Annotated in this window: 22 protein-coding genes and 1 tRNA gene; 2 read left to right on the forward strand and 21 right to left on the reverse strand. The window is 69.9% G+C overall.

Features of this window, described 5'->3' with window-relative positions; translation table 11 throughout:
• Positions 1–479: 479 nt before the first annotated feature.
• From AKI01S_RS03505 to AKI01S_RS03605, 21 genes are all read right to left on the reverse strand, one after another.
• Positions 480–1,508 carry an Rv1363c family protein gene (locus AKI01S_RS03505; protein WP_067812212.1) on the reverse strand — a complete coding sequence of 343 codons (1,029 nt, stop codon included), beginning with the start codon at positions 1,506–1,508 and terminating at the stop codon, positions 480–482.
• Positions 1,505–1,993 (reverse strand): Rv1363c family protein, encoded by a 489-nt coding sequence (locus AKI01S_RS03510; protein ID WP_083998837.1) that lies wholly within the window; start codon positions 1,991–1,993, stop codon positions 1,505–1,507. The genes AKI01S_RS03505 and AKI01S_RS03510 overlap by 4 nt, the downstream gene beginning before the upstream one ends.
• Positions 1,990–3,465 carry an MCE family protein gene (locus AKI01S_RS03515; RefSeq protein ID WP_067812214.1) on the reverse strand — a complete coding sequence of 492 codons (1,476 nt, stop codon included), beginning with the start codon at positions 3,463–3,465 and terminating at the stop codon, positions 1,990–1,992. The genes AKI01S_RS03510 and AKI01S_RS03515 overlap by 4 nt, the downstream gene beginning before the upstream one ends.
• Complete coding sequence (locus AKI01S_RS03520; protein WP_067812215.1) at positions 3,462–4,766, reverse strand: MCE family protein; 1,305 nt, start codon at positions 4,764–4,766, stop codon at positions 3,462–3,464. Before AKI01S_RS03520 ends, AKI01S_RS03515 begins: the two co-directional genes overlap by 4 nt.
• Positions 4,763–6,058, reverse strand: coding sequence for an MCE family protein (locus tag AKI01S_RS03525; RefSeq protein WP_245681462.1), 1,296 nt, complete (start codon positions 6,056–6,058; stop codon positions 4,763–4,765). The genes AKI01S_RS03520 and AKI01S_RS03525 overlap by 4 nt, the downstream gene beginning before the upstream one ends.
• 21 nt (positions 6,059–6,079) lie before the next feature.
• On the reverse strand, positions 6,080–7,171 hold the full coding sequence (locus AKI01S_RS03530) for an MCE family protein (protein WP_067812217.1): 1,092 nt from the start codon (positions 7,169–7,171) through the stop codon (positions 6,080–6,082).
• Entirely contained in the window at positions 7,172–8,203 is a 1,032-nt protein-coding gene (locus tag AKI01S_RS03535) for an MCE family protein (protein WP_067812219.1), read from the reverse strand.
• Positions 8,200–9,630 (reverse strand): MCE family protein, encoded by a 1,431-nt coding sequence (locus tag AKI01S_RS03540; RefSeq protein WP_067812220.1) that lies wholly within the window; start codon positions 9,628–9,630, stop codon positions 8,200–8,202. The genes AKI01S_RS03535 and AKI01S_RS03540 overlap by 4 nt, the downstream gene beginning before the upstream one ends.
• A gap of 7 nt (positions 9,631–9,637) precedes the next feature.
• Entirely contained in the window at positions 9,638–10,486 is an 849-nt protein-coding gene (locus AKI01S_RS03545) for an MlaE family ABC transporter permease (RefSeq protein WP_067812222.1), read from the reverse strand.
• Positions 10,486–11,337, reverse strand: coding sequence for an MlaE family ABC transporter permease (locus tag AKI01S_RS03550; RefSeq protein WP_157419638.1), 852 nt, complete (start codon positions 11,335–11,337; stop codon positions 10,486–10,488). The genes AKI01S_RS03545 and AKI01S_RS03550 overlap by 1 nt, the downstream gene beginning before the upstream one ends.
• Complete coding sequence (locus AKI01S_RS03555; protein ID WP_067812225.1) at positions 11,337–12,389, reverse strand: ABC transporter ATP-binding protein; 1,053 nt, start codon at positions 12,387–12,389, stop codon at positions 11,337–11,339. The genes AKI01S_RS03550 and AKI01S_RS03555 overlap by 1 nt, the downstream gene beginning before the upstream one ends.
• Positions 12,390–12,989: 600 nt before the next feature.
• Positions 12,990–13,382, reverse strand: coding sequence for a 50S ribosomal protein L7/L12 (rplL, locus tag AKI01S_RS03560; protein ID WP_067812227.1), 393 nt, complete (start codon positions 13,380–13,382; stop codon positions 12,990–12,992).
• Positions 13,383–13,454: 72 nt separating this feature from the next.
• Positions 13,455–14,024 carry a 50S ribosomal protein L10 gene (gene rplJ / locus AKI01S_RS03565; protein WP_067812229.1) on the reverse strand — a complete coding sequence of 190 codons (570 nt, stop codon included), beginning with the start codon at positions 14,022–14,024 and terminating at the stop codon, positions 13,455–13,457.
• 296 nt (positions 14,025–14,320) lie between these two features.
• Entirely contained in the window at positions 14,321–15,166 is an 846-nt protein-coding gene (locus AKI01S_RS03570) for an SCO4651 family lipoprotein (RefSeq protein ID WP_067812232.1), read from the reverse strand.
• A 146-nt stretch (positions 15,167–15,312) separates the two neighbouring features.
• Positions 15,313–16,173, reverse strand: a complete 861-nt coding sequence (locus tag AKI01S_RS03575; protein WP_067812233.1) for an SCO4651 family lipoprotein — start codon at positions 16,171–16,173, stop codon at positions 15,313–15,315.
• Between the two features lie 131 nt (positions 16,174–16,304).
• A complete protein-coding gene (locus AKI01S_RS03580) occupies positions 16,305–17,159 on the reverse strand; it encodes a hypothetical protein (RefSeq protein WP_067812235.1) in 855 nt (284 codons plus the stop codon).
• Between the two features lie 197 nt (positions 17,160–17,356).
• The gene (rplA, locus tag AKI01S_RS03585; RefSeq protein ID WP_067812236.1) at positions 17,357–18,079 is read right to left on the reverse strand and encodes a 50S ribosomal protein L1; all 723 of its coding nucleotides are present in this window, start codon (positions 18,077–18,079) and stop codon (positions 17,357–17,359) included.
• Between the two features lie 85 nt (positions 18,080–18,164).
• The gene (gene rplK, locus AKI01S_RS03590) at positions 18,165–18,593 is read right to left on the reverse strand and encodes a 50S ribosomal protein L11 (RefSeq protein WP_067812238.1); all 429 of its coding nucleotides are present in this window, start codon (positions 18,591–18,593) and stop codon (positions 18,165–18,167) included.
• Positions 18,594–18,791: 198 nt separating this feature from the next.
• Positions 18,792–19,610, reverse strand: coding sequence for a transcription termination/antitermination protein NusG (gene nusG, locus AKI01S_RS03595; protein WP_067812240.1), 819 nt, complete (start codon positions 19,608–19,610; stop codon positions 18,792–18,794).
• 128 nt (positions 19,611–19,738) lie between these two features.
• Complete coding sequence (gene secE, locus AKI01S_RS03600) at positions 19,739–19,987, reverse strand: preprotein translocase subunit SecE (RefSeq protein WP_067812241.1); 249 nt, start codon at positions 19,985–19,987, stop codon at positions 19,739–19,741.
• A 111-nt stretch (positions 19,988–20,098) separates the two neighbouring features.
• Positions 20,099–20,171 (reverse strand) — tRNA-Trp (locus AKI01S_RS03605).
• A gap of 309 nt (positions 20,172–20,480) precedes the next feature.
• Between AKI01S_RS03605 and AKI01S_RS03610 the strand changes: the two genes are divergently transcribed.
• Together AKI01S_RS03610 and AKI01S_RS03615 are read left to right on the forward strand one after the other, a co-directional pair.
• The gene (locus AKI01S_RS03610) at positions 20,481–21,692 is read left to right on the forward strand and encodes a pyridoxal phosphate-dependent aminotransferase (RefSeq protein ID WP_067812243.1); all 1,212 of its coding nucleotides are present in this window, start codon (positions 20,481–20,483) and stop codon (positions 21,690–21,692) included.
• Between the two features lie 172 nt (positions 21,693–21,864).
• On the forward strand, positions 21,865–22,938 hold the full coding sequence (locus tag AKI01S_RS03615) for an adenosine deaminase (protein ID WP_067812244.1): 1,074 nt from the start codon (positions 21,865–21,867) through the stop codon (positions 22,936–22,938).
• Positions 22,939–22,950 lie beyond the last annotated feature (12 nt).

Genomic DNA, 22,950 nt, shown 5'->3' on the forward strand with positions numbered 1-22,950 from the left:
AAGGAGACGCGGTTCGGACCGGTTGCGGTATTCGAGGCGTTGCGCGAGGCTGCCAAGAGTGGTCCTTCCGAGGGCTCGCGGCGTAACTGACGACACGCACGCCAGACGACCCAGGTGCGAGACTGACACAAAAGACCACAAAAGGGCCCAGGCAGGGTTGCTCTCACACGAGGATAGTCAGAGGGCAGCGCAAAGGGGCAGTGTAGCCGACGCCCACACCGCTCGCAACTCCACGTCCGCAGTATGCATCACAGTTGCCTGTGAGCATCGCTGCTCGGGGCCCGCGAGTCAAGAGCGGACTTGGACTTTCCGGGCTCTGACCTGCAGTGAGGAAGGCCATAGTTTAAACCGCGTCCCTCCTGGTCCGGACCGCCCCACGGAGAGGGAGATCACGGCCCGTGCCGCGCCCTCCCGGCGGGGCCCGGAAGTGACGAACGGCCGCCCGGGACGGACGGCCGTTCGACGAGGTCACCGGTGGCTCAGGAGAGCACCACCAGGTCGGAGGCGAGCCAGCGGTCGCCGACCTTCTGCATGGTCATCCGGATCCGGAGCGCCTCGGGCAGGCGCTTCTCCTTGTCGTCCTTGGTCGCCGTGCTGCGGTTGGCGTAGACCAGGGTGACGACCTTGTCGGGGGTCGCGCTGACCACGCCGACCTTGATCACGGTGGTGGTGGCCACGGCCTGCTGGGCGACCGCCTGGGTCTTGAGCTGCTGGGAGAGCTTGTCGTACTGCTGGCGCAGCTTGCCGGTGGTCTGGTCCGTGGCCGCCTTGAAGTCGCCGTCGAGCGTCCGGTAGTCGTACGACGACAGGTCCTGCGCGGCCCGGTTGCTGGCCAGGACCGCCTGCTGGCGGGCCTTCTCGACGGCCTTCTGCTCGCGGAACTCCAGCCCCAGGACCGTCCCGCCCACCACCAGCGCGACGATCACGGCGACCAGCACGCCGGACAGCAGGGTGAAGCCGGGACGCCGGGAGCGCGGGGCCTTCGCGGCCGCCGTCTCCTCGCCGTCCTCCTCGACCTCGTCGCCCTCCTCGGCCTCGACCGCCTCGGCGGCGTCCTCGGCGTCGGTCTCCGCGTCCGCCGGAGCCGTCCTGCGGCGCTTGCGGAGGCCGACCGGCTTCTTGGCCTTCGGAGCCTCGGCGGGCTCCTCGTCGACGTCCTCGTCGGCGTCCCGGGCGGGCTCCCCGTCCGTCACGCCCTCGGCGGCCGCGTCCGTCCCGTCGCCGGTGGAGTCCTCGGCCTCGGCCTCGTCCGCTTTGGTCTTCTCCGCGTCGGCCTTCTTCGCGTCGGCCTTCTCCGTGGTGACCTCGGCGGCCGGGGGCTCGTCCCGCTCCTCGTCGTCGATGAGGCCCGCCTCGGCGGCGGCCTGCTCGGCCGCCTTCAGGGCGTTGCGGGCGGCGGCCTTGGCGGCCTCGGCGGCCTCCTCGGCGGCCTTGGCCGCCCGTGCGGCCTCGGCGGCGCGTTCGGCCTGCTCGGCGGCCTTGCGGGCCTTCTCCTCGGTGGTCGTCACGGAACCATCTCCAACTTGGACACCAGCCACCGGTCGTCGGTGCGCGTGAGGTCCATCAGGTAGCGGTAGGGGCGCGGCACCCCCTGGGTCACCTTGGGGTTGGTGACCATGCCGTTCAGGGACACCATCACCTCGGCCGAGTCGTCGTCGCCCGAGACGTAGGCGGCGTCCACCTGGCTGACGGTGGAGGTGGCCTGCGCCTGGGTCACCTGGTCCAGGAACTTCTTGGACTGGGTGCTGAACTGGTTCTTCAGCTCCCCGGTGGCGCCGGCCACGATCCGGTCGAGGTCCCGCTGGGCCGTCTTGTGGCTGACGCTCATCAGGTTCACGCCCATCTGGCGGGCGGACTGGACGGCCTTGTCCCGCTGGTCGGCGCGGTCCTTGTCCTGGTAGAACAGCACGCCGAACACCGCGACGGCCACGACCAGCACGACCGTCAACGCCACCAGGGTGACGTTGAGAGCCGACCATCTGCCGCGGGTCACTGGCTCAGCGGTCCCAGCAGCAGCCACTTCCACGACGATTCATCTCCCAACTGACGGTTGCCCGCGCTGCGCGGCATGACGTATCGCTTGCCATCGGGCCCGTAGACCAGACCGGTCGATGGATCGTACCCGGCGAGTTCCACGGTTTTGGCAGGGAAGGTAAGGAAAGAACCGTTGCCCTGCTGCTGGGCGGAAGTCCGCTCGGTCTGCTCGGCCGGCTTCTGGCCGCCCTTGGCGTCGGTGGCCTTGACCTGCGAGTCCTTGCGCTTCGCGCGGCTGTCGCCGTTCGCGCCTCCCTCGGGGAAGCCCGCGCCGTCGGTGGCGCCCGGCGGCACCTGCGGGGTCGGGCCCACGATGTCCTGCCGGGGTGCGTTCCGGGAGCCGCGGACGGCCGTCGGCGAGTCTTTCGGAAGCGTGCAGCCCCGGTCCAGGAGGGGCTTCTTGCGCTCGGTGAACTGCGGCCAGCGCTTCTGGACGCCCTCGTAGCCCTTCTCGCAGACCGGCGGGGAGTCGATGTTCAACGCCAGGCCCAGGTGCTGGGTGCCGTCGCCGGGGGTGACGGTGAACGCGCCCGCCAGGGTCACCGGGTACAGGATGAACAGCGACCGCAGGCCGTCCTTGCGGGCCGACACGACCTGCCCGGTGGTGGTGAGGTTGGCCAGCAGCACCGGCAGGGTCGGCGACAGGTCCCGGACCAGGCCGTTCGCCTGGTTGACCGCGCCGGGCGTCGAGTCGATGACGTCGCGGATCGCCGGGTCGTCCCGGCGGAGCTGGCCGGTCAGGACGTTGAGGTTGCGGGCGAACCCGCGGATGTTGGCGCCCTGCGAACGCTGGGTGTCCAGCACCGTGCGGCTGTTGTCGAGCAGCTGCTTGGTGTCGGGGTAGGCCCGGTCGGCGGTCTCCAGCAGCCGGTCGGTGTCGTCCAGGATCTTCTGCAGGTCGGTGGCCGACCCGGAGAACGCCTTGTCCAGCTCGTCGACGATCGTGCCCAGGTCCTTGGGGTTGACCGAGGTGACCAGGCGGTCGACGTTGCGCAGCAGCTCGGCGGTAGACACCGGCAGCCTGGTCATCTGGCGCGGGATCGTGTAGGGCGCGCCCTGGTCCAGGTAGGGGCCGGTGTTCCGGGACGGCTGGAGGTCGATGTACTGCTCGCCGACCGCCGACCGGTTCGCCACGACGGCGGCGGTGCCCTCGCGGGGGATGCGCCGGCCCTTCTCCAGGAGCAGCTTGACCTTGATGCCGTCCCGGGTGAGCTGGATCGGGCCGACCCGGCCGACGGCGACGCCGCGGTAGGTGACCTCGGCGTTGGTGAACACGCCGCCGGAGTCGGTCAGGTCCACGTAGGCCGTGTACTGGCGGCCGAGCAGCCCCCGGCCGATGCCGATGTAGTTCACCGACACGACCGTCACGCCGATGACCGTGATCAGGGCGAACACGATCAGCTGGATCTTGACGCCGCGCTTGAGGATCACGAGAGGCCCTCCGTCAGCAGGCTGTTGATGTCACGCGGGCCGCCGAGGGCGCGGGGCCTGCCGTCGGCCGGCTGCTGCCCGGTCTTCTGGCCGTTCTGGCCGGGTTTCTGGCCGGGCCGCACGCCGGGCTGGCCGCCGGGGTTCAGTCCGGGCAGCCCGCCGCTGTTCGGCATCTGCGGCAGCACGCCCAGCGGCGTCTGCGGCAGTTGCACGTTGGGCACCTTCAGCATGGAGCGCATCTGCTGGCCGCCGACCAGGCCCTCCAGGTCGGTGCCGCCCAGCAGGTTGCGGGCGATCGACTCGAAGTCCAGGTCGAGGGTCAGCCGCACGTTGCCGTAGTCGCCGCGGACGACGTTGTCGAACGTCGGCGGGAACGGCCAGCTGATCAGCATCTCGAACGTGCGCGGCAGCGCGTCGCCGGACTTGTTGAGGTTCTTGAGGATCTCGTCCAGGTCCTCCAGGTTGGCCAGCAGGTCGGCGCGGGACTGCCGGATCACACCGGTGGTGGTGCGGCTCAGCCGGTCCAGCGCCACCAGCATCCGGGTTAGGTCGGCCCGGTTGCGGTTGAGGACCTCGATGGCCGGGCCGGTCCGGTCGATCGTGTCGGTGATCGTCTTGCGTTCGGCGGCGAGCTTGCCGGTGAGCCGGTCGATGCTGTCCAGCGCCCGGGTGATCGCCGCGCGGTTGCGGTCCAGCGTCCCCACGAACGTGTTCACCCGGTTCAGCACCGACTTGATGGTGGCCTCGCGGCCGCCCATCGCCGACTGCAGCTCGTGGGTGATGGTGGAGACCTGCTCGATGCCGCCGCCGTTGAGCAGCAGCGACATCGCCGACAGCACCTCTTCGATCTCGGTGCTGCGGCTGGTGCGGGCCAGCGGGATCAGGTCGCCGGTGTTCAGCGTCCCGGACGGGGACTCGCCCTTGGGCGGCTGGGACAGCGCCACGAACTTCTCGCCCAGCAGGCTGGTCTGGCCGATGGTGGCGTGCGCGTTGTCGGGCAGCCGCACGTCCTTGCGGATCTTGATGGTGACCAAGGCGTGCCAGCCCTTGTCGGCGCCGCCGGCCAGCTCGACCCGGTCGACCTTGCCGACCGACACGTCGTTGAGCTTGACCACCGACTGCGGGACCAGGTCCAGCACGTTGGCGAACTCGACCTTGACGGTCTGCGGGTCGTCGCCGAGGTCCGGGCCGCCGGGCAGCGGGATGGAGTCCACGCCGCGGAACCCGCAGCCGGTCAGCGCGACCAGCCCGGCCACCGCGGTCGCCGTGAGCCTCAGCGTGCGCTTGGGGAGCCGCTTCACCGGCCACCTCCGGGGAACAGGGCGCTGACGTCGCGCGGCTGGCCGCTGAACCGCGTGGGCGTGGACCGCTTGAGCGGCGCGCCGTTGCGCTTGTCGTTGCCGGACACGCCGCCGCCGGGGCGCTTCTCACCGGGCCCGTAGGCGTCCGGCGGGATCGGCACCGGGTCGTAGTGCGTGGTCAGCGCGGTGAGCCAGGACAGGTCCAGGCTGAAGCCGGTGAGGGCCTGGCCGATGCCGTTGTAGGGGCGCATGAAGTCCAGGCACTGCTTGGCGGGGGTGCCGACCGAGAACGCCAGCGAGCACACCCAGTCGGCCAGGTCGTGGAACTGCCGCAGGTTGGCGCGGTTGTGGATGGTGCCGGAGATCGGGTCGTAGGCGCGGGCCAGGTTGTTGATGCCCAGCGGGCCGACCTCCAGGATCTCGGCGATCTCGTCCTTGCGCTTCACCAGCGTGCCGGTGATCTGCGCGAGCTGGCGGACGTTGGTGGACAGCTCGTCCCGGTTGCCCTTGATGAAGCGCTGCACGTTGCGCAGGGTGGGGCCGAGGGTGTTGAGCGCGGCGCTCAGTTCCTCCCGCTCCCCCGCCAGCTGGCCCGACACCTGGTTGAGGTGGCCGGTGAACTGGCGGATCTGCGCGTCGTTCTCCTTCATCGCGCCGGTGATGATCCGCAGGTTCTCGATCGTCTCGGCGACGTCCTCGCGGTCGGCGCTGAGGGTGCTCAGCATCCGGGAGGTGTCGTGGATCGTCCTGCGGATGTCCTCGCCCTGCCCGTCGAGGGTCTGCGCGCCGACCGACAGCAGCCGCGACAGCGAGCCCTGGCCGTCGGCGCCGGGGGCGTTGGCGCCGTCCGGGCCGAGGGCCTTGTTGAGGTCGTTGAGGCTGGAGCCGATCTCGTCGACCTCGACCGGCACCGCGGTGCGGTTGATGGTCAGCGTCGCCCGGTCCGGCATCACCGCGCCGCCCTTGTAGGCGGGGGTGAGCTGGATGTAGCGGTCGGCGACCAGCGTCTGGTTGACGATCACGGCCTGGGCGTCGGCCGGGACCTTGTACTTGGCGTCGTACTTCAGCTCGACCTTCACCGAGCCGCCGACCGGGGTGACGCTGGTGACCCGGCCGACGCTGATGCCCAGGATTCGCACGTCGGCGCCCGGGTAGAGGCCGACGGTCTTGGTGAAGTACGCCGTCATGCGCCGCTGCTCGGGTTCGCGGAGCAGCAGCACCAGCGCGGCCGCCAGCACGGCGAGCGCCAGCAGCGCCCCGCCGAGACGGAGGATGGTTGCTGAGTTACGCACGGGTGACCTACCTGCTCACGATCACGGAAGGAACGGCAACGGGTTGTTCTTGTCGTTTCCGGAACGGCCCTGCTGGCCTCCCTGCTGGCCTCCCTGCTGGCCCTGCCCCTTCGGTCCGCGCTGGCCCGAGCCGTTGCCGGGCTGCGGCACGTTCTCGATCGAGGCGGGGATCGGCAGGAGGTTCTGGATGTAGCTGTCGAACCAGCGGCCGGTGCCGGTGACGTCGGTGAACTGCCGCACGTAGGGGGCGAACAGCTCCAGCGTGCGGTCCAGGTTCCGCTGGTTGCGCAGCAGCACCTCATTGACCTTCTGCAACTGCTGGAGCATCGGCCGCAGCTGCCCCTCGTTCTCCCGGATCAGCGCGTTGACCTGCTGGGACAGCCGCACCGTGTTGATCAGCAGCTGGTGGATCACGGCGCGGCGGGCCTGTACGGCCCGCAGCACCCTGTCCCCGTCGTCGATCAGCCGGGTGAAGTCCTGGTTGCGGTCGGCCAGCAGCTGGGACACGTCCTTGGCGCGCCCGGCGAGCTGGTGCAGCTCCTCGTCGCGGGAGGCGATCGTCTCCGACAGCCGCCGCAGGCCCTTCAGCGACGCGCGGATCTCGTCCGGCGAGTTCTGGAAGGTCTCCGACAGCACGTCGAAGGACTTGGCCACCTGCTTGTAGTTGATCCTGCTGACCCGCTGGCTGAGCTCGCTGATCGCCGGGACCACCTCGAACGGGGTGGTGGTCCGCTCCAGCGGGATCGGCTTGCTCAGCTTCCCGCCGCCGCGCGGGTCCAGCGCCAGGTAGTGCGCGCCCAGCACCGTCTTGATCTTGATTTCGGCGCGGGTCAGCTCGCCCAGCCGCACCTCGTCGTTGACGACGAAGGTCACCTTGACCTTGGGGCCGTCCAGCTCCAGCTTCTTGACCTTGCCGACCTTCACCCCGGCGATGCGGACCTCCTCGCCCTGCTTGAGGCCGGCGGCCTCGGCGAACGACGCGGTGTGGGTGACGTCGCCGGTGAGGAACGGAAGGTTGCCCAGGTTCATCGAGACCGCCAGCGCCACGATGATGACCGCGAACGCGGTGAGGGCGATGGGGACCGGATTGCGTTCCCGGAAGGGGATCCTCATCTACTTGCACCTCGCGTTCTCGTTCACGATGCGCGGCGTCTGGTACATGGGGCCGCCGGGCAGCCGCACGCGGGCGTCGAGACCGCAGATGTACATGTTGAACCAGGAGCCGTAGGAGGAGATGTTGACCAGCTTCTCCATGCGGCCCGGGGTGCGGCGCAGCGCGAGGTCCACCGAGTTCCGGTTGCGGTCCAGGGTGGTGGCCAGGGTGCGCAGCCGCGCGATGTCGCGCTGGATGAGCGGCCGGCCGTCCTCCAGCAGGTCGGCGGTGGTGGCCTCCAGATCGTTGATCGCCGCCACCGAGTCGAAGATCGCCTCGCGGTCGTCGGCGACCCCGGACACGAACTGCCGCAGGTTGGTGATCAGCCGGTTGACCTCGTCGTGCCGGGCGTCGATGGTGCCCAGCACCGAGTTGAGGTTGTCGATCACCTGGCCGATGACCCGGTCCCGGTCGGCGAGGGTGTTGGTCAGCGACGCCACGTGCGTCAGCAGGCTGTTGACCGTGCCGGCCTCGCCCTGGAGGGTCTGCACGATCTGGAACGCCAGCTTGTTGACGTCGTCGGGCTCCAGCGCGCGGAACAGCGGGCGGAACCCGTTGAACAGCACGGTCAGGTCGAGGGCGGGCCGGGTCTGGGTGACCGGGATGGTCTGGCCCTCGCGCAGCAGGTCGGCGGTGCCGGGTCCCTGGGTCAGCGCCAGGTAGCGCTGGCCCATCAGGTTCCGGTAGCGGACCTGGATCTGGGTGGAGGTGGGCAGGCCCGCCTGGAACACGCCCTCCTTGTTGACGCTGAACGTGACCCGGGCGTGGTGCTGGTCCTTCGCCAGCTCGATCTTCTCGACCTGGCCGACCCGCACGCCCGCCACCCGCACGTCGTCCTTCTCCAGCAGCCCGGCGACGTCGGTGAACATCGCCCGGTACTGGCGGGCGTCGGTGAACCGCATGTTGGCGATGGTCATCGCCAGCACGCCGGTCGCCAGCGAGGTCAGCACGACGAAGACGAGCAGCTTGATCGCGGCGCTCGTGGTCTTCACTTGATCGTCACCACCGTTCCCTGCAGCACCGGGCCGAACAGCAGCGTCGCGATGTCGGACACCTCGTCGGCCGGGGTGCGGGTGAGCGGCCCCACCACGTTCTTGATCTGGTCCTGCGCGCTCATCTCCGTGCCCGGGTCGATGAAGACACCGGACATCGCGCGGCCTCGGGTCTGGCCCTGCGGCTGCCGCGCCTGCGGCTGCTGCGGCTGGCGGCTCTGCGTCCGCCGCTGGTCGGGGCGGCCGACCTGCCGGTCCTCAGACGTCGGGTGCGGGATGGGCTCGTTGGGGTCGTGGGGGTTCTTCCACCACAGGTCGTCCTCTGTCCCGTCGCGGGCCAGGTAGTCGGGGAACGGCACGCGCGGGTTGGGCAGGTTGTAGCAGCGCGGCCCGCGCTTGTCCTTGGCCTCGGGCAGGTCGAGCGGGTACTTGTACGCCGGCCGCGGCTTGACGATCTCGATGGTGAGGTTGAACGTCGTGCTGCCGTTGCCGCCCGCGACCCGCTCGGCCTCGGGCCTGACCCGCTCCAGCCCCTGGAACACGCAGGGCAGGGACGGCGAGTACTCGGCGACGATCGCGAGCGTGCCCCGGGTGGCGATGTTCACCCCGATGATCCTCGGGCCGTTCTCCCGCATGAACCGGTCGGTGTCGTTGGCGAACCCGGTGACCATCGGGATGATGTCCTCGATGGTCCGGCGCTTCTGCACGATCGTGTCGCTGGTGACGTTGAGGTTGCGCAGCGTCTGCAGCAGGTCCGGGGCGGCGTCGGCGTAGATGTCGGAGACGTCCGCCAGGCCCTTCAGGTCGTGGACCAGCGTCGGCAGCTCAGGGTTGATCTTCTTCAGCAGCGCGTCGGTCCGCTCCAGGTTGCGGCCGATCTGGTCGCCGCGGCCCTGCAACGCGGTCGCGATGGCGTTGAGGGTGGCGTTCAGCTTCTCGGGACGCACCGCCTGCAACAGCGGCAGCAGGTTGTTGAGCACCCGGTCGATCTCGATCGCCGACTGCGACACGTCCTGCCGGATGACCTGGCCCCGGCGCAGCCCCAGCGGACCGGGCTGCTCGGGGATCGCCAGATCGACGTACTTCTCGCCGAACAGCGTCTTGGGCAGCAGCCGCGCCTGCACGTTGTTCGGGATCATCTTGGCCTTGTCGGGGTCCAGCGCCAGCTCCAGGACCGCCCCGTCCGGGGTGGCGGTGGTGGAGCGGACCTCGCCGACGATCAGGCCGCGCACCTTCACGTCCGACCGCGGCAGCAGCTGGAGCCCGGCGCGCTGCGCCTCGACCCGCACCTTGGTCACGGGGGTGAGGGCCTTGTTGAACAGCGCGACCGTCAGCGCCAGCGCCAGCGCGACGACCAGCACCATCGACAGGCCGAGCAGCCGGTACTTGACCAGTTCGGCCTTGGGCGTGTGGGCAGGAGCACTCATCGCCGCGTCACCCCGCGATCCGGACGGTCGTGGTCGCGCCCCAGATCGCCATGCCGAGCATCAGGTCGGTCACGTTGATCACCACGATGCTGGTGCGGACCGCGCGGCCCACGGCCACGCCGACGCCCGCCGGGCCGCCGCTGGCGTGGTAGCCGTAGTAGCAGTGGATCAGCATCACCAGGAGCGCGAAAACGATCACTTTGCCGAACGACCAGAGGATGTCGTTCGGTGGTAGGAACAGATGGAAGTAGTGGTCGTAGGTGCCGGTCGACTGGCCGTAGAACACCGTGACCACCACGCGGGTCGCGCCGTAGGAGGCCAGCAGGCCCACGATGTACAGCGGCACCACCGCGATCATCCCGGCGAGCATCCGGGTGGTGACCAGGAACGGCATCGACGGGACCGCCATGACCTCCAGCGCGTCGATCTCGTCGGAGATCCGCATCGCGCCGAGCTGGGCGGTGAAGCCGCAGCCGACCGTCGCCGACAGCGCCAGCGCCGACACCAGCGGCGCGATCTCCCGCGTGTTGAAGTAGGAGGCCACGAAGCCGGTGAAGGCCGCGGTGCCGATCTGGTTCAGCGAGTTGTAGCCCTGGAGGCCGACCTGCGAGCCGGTGAAGAACGTCATGAAGCCGACGATCACCACCGAGCCACCGATCACCGCCAGGCCGCCGGTGCCCAGCGACACCTCGGCCAGCAGCCGCAGCACCTCGGTGCGGTAGCGGCGCAGCACCCGCAGCGTCCAGGCGAACGCCCGCACGTAGAACGACAGCTGGTGCCCGAAGTCGTCGAGCCGTTGCAGGGGGGCGTTCAGCCACCGGAGGAACGGCCGCCTCGAGGTTCCTGAGGCCGCCATCACATGCCCTTCGACGGAACGAACTGGAAGTACAGCGCGGAGATGATGAAGTTCTCCAGGAAGAGCAGCATGAACGTGATGACCACCGTCTGGTTCACCGCGTCACCCACGCCCTTGGGACCGCCCTTGGCGTTCAGGCCCTTGTAGGCCGCCACCAGCCCGGCGGTGATGCCGAACACGAACGCCTTGATCTCCGCCTGGAGCAGGTCGGGGAGCTGCGCGATCGCGTTGAACGACGCCAGGTACGCGCCCGGCGTGCCGTCCTGGAGCACGACGTTGAAGACGTAGCCGCCGATCAGGCCGACCACCGACACCAGGCCGTTGAGGAACAGCGCGATGAACGCGCACGCCAGCATGCGCGGCACGACCAGGCGGTGCAGGGGGTTGATGCCCAGCACCTCCATCGCGTCGATCTCCTCGCGGATCTTGCGGGAGCCGATGTCGGCGCACATCGCCGAGCCCGCCGCGCCCGCCACCAGCAGCGACGTCACCAGCGGGCTGGCCTCCCGGACGATCGCGACCACGGCGGTCGCGCCGGTGAACGACTGCGCGCCCAGCTGCCGGATCAGCCCGCCGACCTGGAGCGACAGGATGCCGCCGAACGGGATCGCGACCAGCATCGTCGGCACCACCGTCACGCTGACGATGAACCACGACTGCTGGATGAACTCGCGCCACTGGAACGGCCGCTGGAACATCGCCCGGAACGTGTCCAGGCACAGGGCGAAGAACCGCCCCGGCTCCTTGATGGCCACGTTCGTCGCGCCGTCGGAGAACCTGCGGAGGGCGGCGGACGAACCGCCGCCCTTCTTCCTGCCCTCCTGGTCCGCGCCGATACCAGGAGTAGTCATCAGTGCTGTGCCCCCGGACCCTTGCCCAGCGGGACGTGCCCGCCGCCCTGCGCGGCCGCGTTCTGCCCGAACGAGGCGACGTAACGCGGCCACTCCTCCACCCAGTTGCGGCCCAGCTCGTCGACGAACGAACCGGGCGGCGGCGTCACGCCGTGCGCGGCGCACCACGCGCCGGGGGCGTGCTGGCCGCGGCGCAGCAGGCCGTTGCTGGGCATCTGCTGCGGCGCGATCGGCGGCAGCTTGCCCGAGTCCAGCCCCATCCGGGCCTCGGCCTCCAGCTCGGAGGCGTCCTTCTCCTCGGACATGCCGATGGGGCCGACCTTGCTGGCGTTGAGGAACTGCCGCACGACCGGCTCCTCGCTGGACAGCAGCATCTCGCGCGGCCCGAACATCGCCAGGTGCCGCTGGTACAGCAGCCCGATGTTGTCGGGCACCGTCCGGGCGGTGTTGATGTCGTGGGTGACGATGAGGAAGGTGCAGTCGAGCTGGGCGTTCAGGTCGATGAACACCTGGTTCAGGAAGGCGGTGCGGACCGGGTCCAGACCGGAGTCCGGCTCGTCGACCAGCAGGATCTCGGGGTCCAGCACCAGCGCGCGGGCCAGTCCGGCGCGCTTCTTCATACCGCCGGAGATCTCACCGGGGAGCTTGTGCTCGGCGCCGATGAGGCCGACCAGGTCCATCTTCTCCAGCACGATCCGCTTGACCTCGGCCTCGGTCTTGCGGGTGTGCTCGCGCAGCGGGAAGGCGATGTTGTCGAACAGGTTCATCGACCCGAACAGCGCGCCGTCCTGGAAGAGCACCCCGAACAGCTTGCGGGTCTCGTAGAGCTGGTGCTCCGGCAGGTACGGCAGGTCCCGGTCACCGATCCAGATGTGACCGCGGTCGGGCTTGAGGAGGCCGACCAGCGTCTTCAGGAAGACCGACTTGCCCGTGCCCGACGGGCCGAGCAGCACGGAGATCTCCCCTGCGGGGATGCTCAGCGACACGTCCTGCCAGATCACCTGGCGGCCGAAGGACTTGGTCAGGCCCTCGACTCTGATCTCGACGCCCACTCGTCACCTTTCGTCCAGGCCGGGGAATCCGGAACCAATGAGGCGAGTAGTTGTGCGGCGCGACGGCCCGGGGGTGAGCCGGTCGCCTGGAAGTTGTCGTCACGTCTCGCCACCGGTCGGTTGCTACCGGCTGGTAGCTGTGGCGGGTGCCACTACCGTAGCGGCCTCGTCAAGAAAGGGAAGAGGAAGGGCCCACTTTCGGCGACGAAATGCGACGTTGTAAGACAATCGTTACTTACGACACCCGTGAGACTACTGACGGACGAACCCGCACTACAAGCCGGGGTTGGGGCGTCCGACCGGGACCGGACGCCGCCCTTGTTGCCAGAGAGTCCAATGGGACATCGGGGACGGTACGCCGCCTCCGGGCGACGCACAAGCGCCTCGCGCACAGTGCCGACGGCGCCCCCTTGTCACTTCGGGACAGTTCTCCGCTGTGCGAAAACCCCGGGAACGCGCGAAGGCGGCCGCCCCACCGGTGAACGGTGGGACGGCCGCCTTCGTCAGAAGAGCGCTGGGACCCGCGAGGGGGTCACCGACGACTCCGGAGAAGAGCGCTGCGGCTCCGTCAGGCCATCCCCACACGCGTGGGGAGACGCCTTACTTGACGGAAACGGTGGCGCCGGCCTTCTCCAGGGCCTCCTTGGCCTTGTCGGCGGTCTCCTTGTTGACCTTCTCCAGCAGCGGCTTCGGCGCGTTGTCGACCAGGTCCTTGGCCTCCTTGAGGCCCAGGGAGGTCAGACCACGGACCTCCTTGATGACCTGGATCTTCTTGTCGCCGGCGGCCTCGAGGATGACGTCGAACTCGTCCTTCTCCTCCTCGCCGCCGGCGCCGCCGTCGCCACCACCGGCGACCGGGGCCGCGACAGCGGCGACCGGGGCGGCGGCCTGGACGTCGAAGGTCTCCTCGAACTGCTTCACGAACTCGGAGAGCTCGAGAAGGGTCATCTCCTTGAAAGCGTCGAGCAGCTCGTCGGTGCTGAGCTTCGCCATGATGGTTCCTCCTGGCTTTTAACGTTCGGTCTCAGGGAGACCGCGGGATCAGGGATTCCGGCGGGGCCGGAACTACTCGGCGGCAGCCTCGTCGGCGGCGGCCGGAGCCTCGGCGGTCTCGCCCTCGGCCTCGCGCTTGGCGCGCAGGGCCTCGGCAAGCCGAGCCGTCTGGGTCGGCAGGGCGTTGAACAGCGCGGCGGCGTTGGCCATCGAGCCCTTCATCGCACCGGCCATCTTCGCGAGGAGGACCTCGCGAGACTCCAGGTCTGCGAGCTTGGTGATCTCGGTGGCGTCCATCGACTTGCCGTCGACGAAGCCGCCCTTGATCACCAGCAGCGGGTTCGCCTTGGCGAAGTCACGCAGACCCTTGGCCGTCTCGACCACGTCGCCCTTGACGAACGCGATGGCCGAGGGGCCCTCGAGCAGGTTCTGGAACTGCTCGTCGATCCCGGCGTCGTTGGCCGCGATCTTGGTCAGCGTGTTCTTCACCACGGAGAAACGCGCGTTCTCGCCGAGGTTGGTGCGCAGCTCCTTGAGCTGAGCGACCGTGAGCCCGCGGTACTCGGTCAGCACGGCGCCGTTGGAGCTCTCGAATTCACTCTTGAGCTCGGCGATCGCCGTGGCCTTGTCGGCCTTAGCCATGTGGCCTCCTTCCGATTACCTGGGGTGGAAGCCGCCGGGGCGAAAGCCTGTGAAAAACAACGAACGCCCCGGCGTAGGCGCACGGGGCGTCGAGCACGACCAGGAGGCCATGCGGGAAGCTCTCGTCTCACCTACGCGGGCCGCCCGAACGGATTCGGGTCCTTCGGCCGTCCATGCGAACGGCGACCGGCGGTCTTCGGCAGTCCACAGCGTATGCGATGAAACGCTCCCCCGCAAAACGGCGACGGGACCGCGCCCCGGCGCGGGGCGCGGTCCCGTCGTGCGGGTCCGTGGGATCAGTTGCCGACGCCCGGCATCTTCATGTCGCCGACCTCGCTCGCGGGCGGGACGGCCACCTGGATCGGCTTGCCGTAGTCGCGGTAGAGGGCGGTGGTGCTCATGGTGCCCATCGCGGTCTGCATCGACATGGTCATCTTGCGCGGCAGCGAGTCGTCGCCCACCCACAGGTCGAACGGGATGGCGGTGGTGCCCAGCTGGGCGTAGGTCCGCTCCATCGCCTGGCGGCTCTGCGGGTCGAGCTTGGTCAGGGCCTCCTGCGGGTTGTAGGTGCCCTTGTAGTGGGTCGTCCTCACCCCGTCGACCGTCTCGGTGCCGACCTGCTGGACGTCCTTGGAGGTGGTGAACATCTTCACCTGGTCGGCCGGGCTCTGCTGCTTGGCCTGGTCCAGCAGCTGGCGGTAGTTGACCCCGCCCGCGGCCTGGCCCACGGCGTCGAGGCTGATGCGGGCCCACGGCTTGCCGCCGTTCCGCGCGGCCATCTGCGGCATCTTCATGTACATGGCGTCGCCGACCAGGCGCATCTCCATGCCGGGCACGGTCTGGCCCGCCACGCTGGTCGGAGAGGTGACCATCCGCATGGCGACCTCGGGACGCAGCCGCGTCTCCATGGTCATCTTCATGTTCATCGAGCCCTGGGTGAGCTTGCCGTCCACCGTCACCTCGGCCTTGAAGGTGTCGGTCTGGGCGGTCTTGTCGGCGGCCTTGCCCAGGACCTGCGCGGCGGTGAGGCGGATGTTCTCGCCGGCCTCGCCCGCGGTGTTCTTGGCCTCTCCCAGGCAGCCGGTCAGCGCGAGGGTGAGGCCGGTGGCGACCGCCGTACCCGCGGCGAAGCGACGAATCATCAGGGGATCTCCTTCGGTGCGGTGTCGTGCGCGCGTCCCCGCCGCGACGGCGGGGACGCACGTGGAATCCGACGCACGGGAGACCCTACGGGTTCATCCATCCCGATAGATAAGTTTCGACGCTTTTCGTCGCCGATGTCCGACGGTCAGTTCCGCGGGCGGGCGCCGAAGAGCTGCTCCAGCGACAGCTGCCCCACCTGGTCGGCGGGCGGCGGGTTCACGCTGAACGCCTTGCCGTAGTCGCTGTACCGCACCTCGACCGTGCCGCCGTGGCCGTTGCCGGTCCCCTTGGAGACCAGCTTGCGCGGCAGGTTCTGGGCGTCGGTCCACAGGTCGAAGGTGATCTTCTCGTTGCCCTCGCCGCCCCTGAACCACCGCTTCGTCTTCTCCCGCGCCTGCGGGTCGAGCTTGGCCAGCGCCTCCTTGACCGTCACCGAACCGGCGTAGTGCGTCGTCCTCACCCCGTCGACGCTCTCCTCACCGACCCGCCGGACGTCCTTGGACGCGGTGAACATCTTCGTCTGCTCGGCCGGATCGACCCGCTGGATCTGGTCGATCATGCCCTTGACGTCGAACCCGGTCTGCTGCGCCACCTGGTTCACGTCGACCCTCAGCCACGGCTTGGTCGCGCCCACCGCCTGGCCCACCATCGGCGGCACCCGGGCGTACAGCGTGTTGTTCGTGAAGATCGCCTGGCCCTGCGCCGCGGGAACGGCCGAACCGCCCCGGCTCACCTCGTCGAGCCGGGCGCTGAACGTCAGCGTCGGCCGCAGCTGGAACTGCCCCGACGCGCGGACGCGGCTGCCGCCGTCCGCCCGGTCCGTCACCGTCAGGTCCGCCTTGAACCTGTCGGCCTGCCCCGTCTTCTGCGACGTCTTGGCCAGCGCCTCGGTGGCGCTCATCTTCACGGCCTCGCCGGTCCCGCCACCGTCGCCCGTGCACCCGGACAGGAGGAGCGCGGCGCCCACCGCCGTGCCGCCGGCCGCCACGGTGAATCGACGCTTCATCTGTGAGCCTCCCTTGTCGCCCTTCTGGTGATCCCAGTCTCAACGGGCGCGGGGTCCGCCACATCCCCCGTGAGTACGAATGCCCGACCCGCGAGTACGCCCTGCGGCCTACCCGGAAACGGGGGGAACGATCAGCGGTGGTCGCGGAAGGTCATCGAACCGTTCAGCGCGGCGGCCGGGGCGGACGCGCCCAGCGTCGCGAACGAGGGCCGGTGCTCGGCGTCCGCCCACAGGCTCACCGCCACGTTCGTGCCGTCCGGCAGCACCTTGCGCGCCTCGGCCACCAGGTCCGCCGGAAGCAGCCCGTACACCAGGCCGAGCCGCGTACCCGCCGTGTACTTGACGGAGCCGAACCGGTCGGGACCGCTCCGCGTGCCACCCGGCGCCGAACGGACCAGGTGCGTGAGCACGCGCGGATCGGAACCGGTGCGCAGCCGCTCGTAGGTCGCGGCGTCCAGCGTCGTGCTCGTCCAGGAACTCCCGTCGAACGTCCGCATCGAACGCCCGCTGATCACGACCCGCTGGGTCAGCGTGGTCAGCTTCCCGCCCGCCATCGTGCGGCGCGTCCCGGTCGCGTCCATCCGGAACGCCGGGACCAGCGTCACCCGCGCGGTCTCGGTGGCCTGCTGGTAGTCGCCGTTCGCCGCGCCCGACAGCTTCACGTCGGTCACCCGCGTGTAGCCCCGCGGCACCCGCGGGGACGGCTTCCCGCCCGGCCTCCTCCCGCCCGGCGGCGTGGCCTTCGGCCTCCCCGAGGGCTTCCCGGCCACCGGCGAGGACGCCGCCGGGGACGTCAGCGGGGTCGCCGCCGCGGACCGGTCCTCACCGTCGGCCCGCATCTGCGGCAGGGACGCCGGAGCCGGCCCCGCACCCGGCTGCCTCGGCTCCGCGGTCCCCGCGCTCACCAACGTCACGACCACGGTCGGCACCACCACCACGGCGGTGACCGACGCGATCGCGATGAGCCGGTCGGTGCGACGGTCCAACGGGTCCTCCGTGGTCGGACGAACGGGAGCGGCCAACGATCCCGGTCAATTCAACCCCAACCGCTCCTGCCGCCCCAGAGGAAACGACACGCCCTTTGGCCTCATCCGGCCTGACCGCCACGTCAACCGGAACGCGCGAAGGGCGCCCCCGCTCGGCGGGGACGCCCTTCAGGCGATCGGACGCGTCGTCGCGAGACTCAGGCGGCGGTCTCGTCGAGCTCGGCGGTCAGGTTGCGCACCACGTTCGGGTCCACCGGGATGGACGGGCCCATGGAGGTGGTGATCGCGGCCTTCTTGACGTACCGCCCCTTGGCGGCCGACGGCTTCAGACGCAGGATCTCCTCCAGCGCCGCGGCGTAGTTCTCCACCAGCTGGCGCTCGTCGAACGAGGCCTTGCCGATGATGAAGTGCAGGTTCGCGTGCCGGTCGACACGGAACTCGATCTTGCCGCCCTTGATGTCGGTCACGGCCTTGGCCACGTCCATGGTCACGGTGCCGGTCTTCGGGTTCGGCATCAGGCCACGCGGACCGAGCACCCGGCCCAGTCGGCCGACCTTGCCCATCTGGTCCGGGGTCGCGACGACCGCGTCGAAGTCCAGGAAACCGCCCTGGATCTTCTCGATCATGTCGTCGGAGCCGACCAGGTCGGCACCGGCCGCGCGGGCCTCGTCGGCCTTCGCGCCACCGGCGAACACCAGCACGCGGGCGGTCTTACCGGTGCCGTGCGGCAGGTTCACGGTGCCGCGCACCATCTGGTCGGCCTTGCGCGGGTCCACGCCCAGCCGCAGGGCGACCTCGACGGTCGCGTCGAACTTGGTGACCGCGGTCTCCTTGGCCAGCCTGACCGCCTCGACCGGGGTGTACAGCCGCTCGCGGTCGATCTTCTCGGCCGCGGAACGGTAAGCCTTGCTGCGCTGCATCTCTACTCCTTGGTGGTGTGTGCGGGCCGGACGCCGTCGCGCCCGGCCCTCCCACGACATCCGCGCGAACCCGCGCGGAAGGGTGTTACTTGACCTCGATGCCCATGGAACGGGCGGTGCCGGCGATGATCTTCTCGGCGGCGGCCAGGTCCTTGGCGTTGAGGTCGGGCATCTTGGTCTGGGCGATCTCACGGACCTGGTCCGCGGTGATCGAGCCGACCTTGGTCTTGTGCGGCTCGCCCGAGCCCTTCTCCACGCCCGCGGCCTTCAGGATCAGCTTCGGCGCCGGCGGGGTCTTGGTGACGAAGGTGAACGAGCGGTCCTCGTAGATCGTGATCTCGACCGGGATCACGTTGCCGCGCTGCGACTCCGTGGCAGCGTTGTACTGCTTGCAGAAGTCCATGATGTTGACACCGTGCGGACCGAGCGCGGTACCGACGGGCGGCGCCGGGGTGGCCTGGCCCGCCTGAAGCTGGACCTTGACGATGGCCGAGATCTTTCTCTTCGGAGGCATGAGCCCTCCTCGTCGTTCCCTGACGTGTGATCCCTACTCCCGCCCGGCGGGCAACACCCCGGCGGGAACGAAAACCCGGGTGTCAGGATCCTGATGGCCCCCGTGATCGAACACGGGGAAGACGTGGGGAAGCCCCCGCACTCGGCGGGGGCGACCTCTCCAGGATACGCGGCGCGCCCGGATGGTCCGGGCGCGGCGTCAGATCTTGGAGACCTGGTTGAAGCTCAGCTCGACCGGGGTCTCGCGGCCGAAGATCGACACGAGCACCTTGAGCTTCTGCTGCTCGATGTTGATCTCGTTGACCGTGGCGGGGAGGGTGGCGAACGGGCCGTCCATGACGGTGACCGACTCGCCGACCTCGAAGTCGACGGTGGGGGTGGCCTTGGCCTGGGTCTTCTCGGTGCTCTTGGCCGCGCCCTCCTCGGGGGCGGGGGCCAGCAGCTTGGCGACCTCGTCCAGGCTCAGCGGCGACGGCTTGTTGGACAGGCCGACGAAGCCGGTGACGCCGGGGGTGTTGCGGACGGCGGCCCAGGACTCGTCGGTCAGCTCCATGCGGACCAGGATGTAGCCCGGCAGGACCTTCTCGTTGACCTTCTGGCGCTTGCCGCCCTTGATCTCGGTCACCTCGTGCTGGGGGACCTCGATCTGGAAGATGTAGTCCTCCATGTTCAGGGTCTGGGTCCGGGTCTCGATGTTGGTCTTGACCCGGTTCTCGTACCCCGCGTAGGAGTGCACGACGTACCACTCGCCCGGCAGGAACCGCAGTTCGTTCTTGAACTCCAGCAGCGGGTCGATGACGGGCTCGTCGGCGGGCTCGTCGGCCGCCTCGTCCTCGTCCCCGGCCTGGTCCGCCTCGGCCTGGTCGGCGTCGGCGTCGGCCGCGTCGGCCTCGCCGGTCTCCGCGAGCTCGGCGTCAGCCGCGTCGGTCGCCTCGTCGGCGGCCTCGTCCGCAGCAGCCGCAGCAGGCACGGCCTCGTCGGCGGCCTCGTCGTGGGGCTGGGTGGGCTCGTCGGACACGGTGACTGACTCTTTCTCTCGGATACGTCTGGCGTGAGTGGAGGTTCGGGGCGGCCCGGGCCGCGTGGCGGCCCGAGGACCGGAACGGCACTCCACGACGGGAGTATTCCCCGGTCAGGACGTTCGGCTCAGGTGAAGAGCCAGAAAACGCCCTTCTGCAGGACCCAGTCCAGACCCGACACGAGAGCGATCATGATCGCCACGAACACCAGCGAGACGGTGGTGTAGGTGACCAGTTCCGAGCGGGTGGGCCAGATGACCTTGCGCAGCTCGGCGACGATCTGGCGCACGAAGAGCGCCGGAGAGGTCCGCTTGGAGGCGGACTTGCCCTTCTCGTCGCCCTTGGCCACGGACTCGCCGTGCGTATCAGTCGCCATTGTGCCGCCGTTCACCTCATAGGTCGTGTTCAACCACATCGTGGTCGTCGCGCGATGCCGTGCCCGCGCGACACGCGCGCAGCAGCACGGCCGCACGTGCACCGCACCTCGCAGGGCAGGAGGGACTCGAACCCCCAACCGCCGGTTTTGGAGACCGGAGCTCTACCAATTGAGCCACTGCCCTACATCCCCCAGGGGGACTTTCCCGCACCCCAGATCCTAAGGGATCGGAGTCGTGATCGGTCACAGCTTACGGCCTGGGTGGACCGGACCGTATGCGGTGGCACGTCACTAGGAGGGTGAGTCTACGTCGATGATGGGCCCCGCGTCGAACCGGACGGCCTCCGCGCCGCTTCCGGCCACCGTCCGCCGGCCTCGGAACGCTCCCCCGGCGCGCCCGCCGACACCGCCTCCGAGCTGCGGTGGAACACCCGGTCCCCGGTTCCGTCGAATAGCGCCGGTGTCGCCGCGCGAGGTCTGGAACCATGGGGGCATGAGCATCGACCGTCCTCGTCTCTCCAAGCGCATCGCCGCGATCTCCGAGTCCGCCACCCTGGCCGTCGACGCCAAGGCCAAGGCGCTGAAGGCGGCGGGCCGTCCGGTCATCGGGTTCGGCGCGGGCGAGCCCGACTTCCCGACCCCGGACTACATCGTCGAGGCCGCGATCGAGGCCGCGCGCAACCCGCGGTTCCACAAGTACACGCCCGCCGGGGGGCTGCCGGAGCTGCGCCAGGCGGTGGCCGACAAGACGCTGCGGGACTCCGGCCTGCGGGTCGAGGCGTCCCAGGTGCTGATCACCAACGGCGGCAAGCAGGCGGTGTACGAGGCGTTCGCGGCGCTGCTCGACCCGGGCGACGAAGTGATCATGCCCACCCCGTACTGGACCACCTACCCCGAGTCCATCAAGCTGGCGGGCGGCGTTCCGGTGCCCGTCGTCGCCGACGAGACCACCGGCTACCGGGTGGACGTGGAGCGGCTGGAGGCCGCGCGGACCGAGCGCACCAAGGTGCTGCTGTTCGTGTCGCCGTCGAACCCGACCGGCGCGGTCTACGCGCGGGACGAGATCGAGGCGATCGGCCGCTGGGCCGCCGAGCACGGCCTGTGGGTCGTCACCGACGAGATCTACGAGCACCTGGTGTACGGGGACGCCGGGTTCCACTCGATGCCGGTGGTCGTGCCGGAGCTGGCCGACCGCACGCTGGTGCTCAACGGCGTCGCCAAGACCTACGCGATGACCGGCTGGCGGGTGGGCTGGCTGGTCGGCCCGCAGGACGTGGTGAAGGCCGCCGCCAACCTCCAGTCGCACGCGACCTCCAACGTGGCGAACGTCTCCCAGGCCGCGGCGCTGGCGGCGGTGACCGGCGACCTGTCGGCGGTGGCGGAGATGCGCACGGCGTTCGACCGGCGCCGCCGGACGATGGTGCGGATGCTGAACGAGATCCCGGGCGTGGTGTGCCCCGAGCCGGAGGGCGCGTTCTACGCCTACCCCTCGGTCCGGGAGCTGATCGGCAAGGAGATCCGGGGCCGGCGGCCGGAGAGCTCGGTGGAGCTGGCCGCGCTGATCCTGGAGGAGGCCGAGGTGGCGCTGGTGCCGGGCGAGGCGTTCGGCACGCCGGGCTACTTCCGCCTGTCCTACGCGCTGGGCGACGACGACCTGGTCGAGGGCGTGTCCCGCGTCGGGAAGCTGCTGTCCGAAGCGCGCTGAGCCCACCGGGCGCGCGTTCCAAGGATCATGGGCCGGAGCTTCCGGCCCATGATCCTTTTTGTCGCGCCGGATCAGGCGGGCATGGCCACGGCGTGCCATCCGGGATAGTCCTGACTGGTGGTCCTGGTGAGCCGGGGGTTCGACACGGCGTGCCATCCGGCAACATTGGCTCATGGAGGCCCCTACCACTTCGCCCGCACCCACTCCCCCGTCCGCGTCCGCGCGCCGCGACCTGACGGCGTTGCCGAAGGCTCACCTGCACCTGCACTTCACCGGATCGATGCGGCACTCGACGCTGGTGGAGCTGGCCAAGGAACGCGGCGTCCACCTGCCGGACGCGCTGGTGGAGGACTGGCCGCCCCGGCTGCGCGCGACCGACGAGCGGGGCTGGTTCCGGTTCCAGCGGCTGTACGACATCGCGCGGTCGGTGCTCCAGACCCCCGAGGACATGCGGCGGCTGCTGCGCGAGACCGCCGAGGACGAGGCGGCCGAGGGGTCGGGCTGGCTGGAGATCCAGGTGGACCCGAGCGGGTACGCGTCGAAGTTCGGCGGGCTGACGCCGACGGTGGAGCTGGTGCTGGACGCCGCGCGCGCCGCGGAGGAGGCGACCGGCGTCGGCATCGGCGTGGTCGTCGCCGCGAACCGCACCCGCCACCCCCTGGACGCCAAGACCCTGGCACGGCTGGCGGTGCGGTACGCGGGCCGGGGCGTGGTGGGGTTCGGGCTGTCCAACGACGAGCGCCGGGGCCGCGCCTACGACTTCGAGGGCGCGTTCCGGATCGCCAGGCGGGGCGGGCTGCTGTCGGTGCCGCACGGGGGCGAGCTGCTGGGTCCGGCGAGCGTCCGGGAGTGCCTGGACAACCTGGAGGCCGACCGGATCGGGCACGGGGTGCGGGCGGTGGAGGATCCGCGGCTGCTGGAGCGGGTCGTGGAGCGGGGCGTGACGCTGGAGGTGTGCCCGGCGTCGAACGTGAGCCTGGGCGTCGCGCCGACGGCGGCGCGGGTCCCGGTGCGGACGCTGTTCGAGGCGGGCGCCCGGATCGCGCTGGGGGCCGACGACCCGCTGCTGTTCGGCTCCCGGCTGGCGCGGCAGTACGAGCTGGCGCGCACCGAGCACGGCTTCACCGACGAGGAGCTGGCGGAGCTGGCCCGCCAGTCGATCCGCGGTTCGTCGGCCCCGGAGGGGACGCGGCGGCGGCTGCTGGCGGACGTCGACGCCTGGCTGGGCACACCGGCGGCGGGCTAGCCGGCCGGTGGA

The organism is Actinomadura kijaniata NBRC 14229, from assembly GCF_001552175.1.
Classification (GTDB): Bacteria; Actinomycetota; Actinomycetes; order Streptosporangiales; family Streptosporangiaceae; genus Spirillospora; species Spirillospora kijaniata.

Bases quoted from the DNA above. Each gene is read 5' to 3' on its own strand.
- rplL (WP_067812227.1), bottom strand. From the start codon at position 13,382: ATGGCGAAGCTCAGCACCGACGAGCTGCTCGACGCTTTCAAGGAGATG.
- AKI01S_RS03570 (WP_067812232.1), bottom strand. From the start codon at position 15,166: ATGATTCGTCGCTTCGCCGCGGGTACGGCGGTCGCCACCGGCCTCACC.
- AKI01S_RS03530 (WP_067812217.1), bottom strand. From the start codon at position 7,171: ATGAGGATCCCCTTCCGGGAACGCAATCCGGTCCCCATCGCCCTCACC.
- rplJ (WP_067812229.1), bottom strand. From the start codon at position 14,024: ATGGCTAAGGCCGACAAGGCCACGGCGATCGCCGAGCTCAAGAGTGAA.
- AKI01S_RS03540 (WP_067812220.1), bottom strand. From the start codon at position 9,630: ATGAGTGCTCCTGCCCACACGCCCAAGGCCGAACTGGTCAAGTACCGG.
- AKI01S_RS03545 (WP_067812222.1), bottom strand. From the start codon at position 10,486: ATGGCGGCCTCAGGAACCTCGAGGCGGCCGTTCCTCCGGTGGCTGAAC.
- rplA (WP_067812236.1), bottom strand. From the start codon at position 18,079: ATGCAGCGCAGCAAGGCTTACCGTTCCGCGGCCGAGAAGATCGACCGC.
- AKI01S_RS03550 (WP_157419638.1), bottom strand. From the start codon at position 11,337: ATGACTACTCCTGGTATCGGCGCGGACCAGGAGGGCAGGAAGAAGGGC.
- AKI01S_RS03615 (WP_067812244.1), top strand. From the start codon at position 21,865: ATGGAGGCCCCTACCACTTCGCCCGCACCCACTCCCCCGTCCGCGTCC.
- AKI01S_RS03575 (WP_067812233.1), bottom strand. From the start codon at position 16,173: ATGAAGCGTCGATTCACCGTGGCGGCCGGCGGCACGGCGGTGGGCGCC.
- rplK (WP_067812238.1), bottom strand. From the start codon at position 18,593: ATGCCTCCGAAGAGAAAGATCTCGGCCATCGTCAAGGTCCAGCTTCAG.
- AKI01S_RS03610 (WP_067812243.1), top strand. From the start codon at position 20,481: ATGAGCATCGACCGTCCTCGTCTCTCCAAGCGCATCGCCGCGATCTCC.
- secE (WP_067812241.1), bottom strand. From the start codon at position 19,987: ATGGCGACTGATACGCACGGCGAGTCCGTGGCCAAGGGCGACGAGAAG.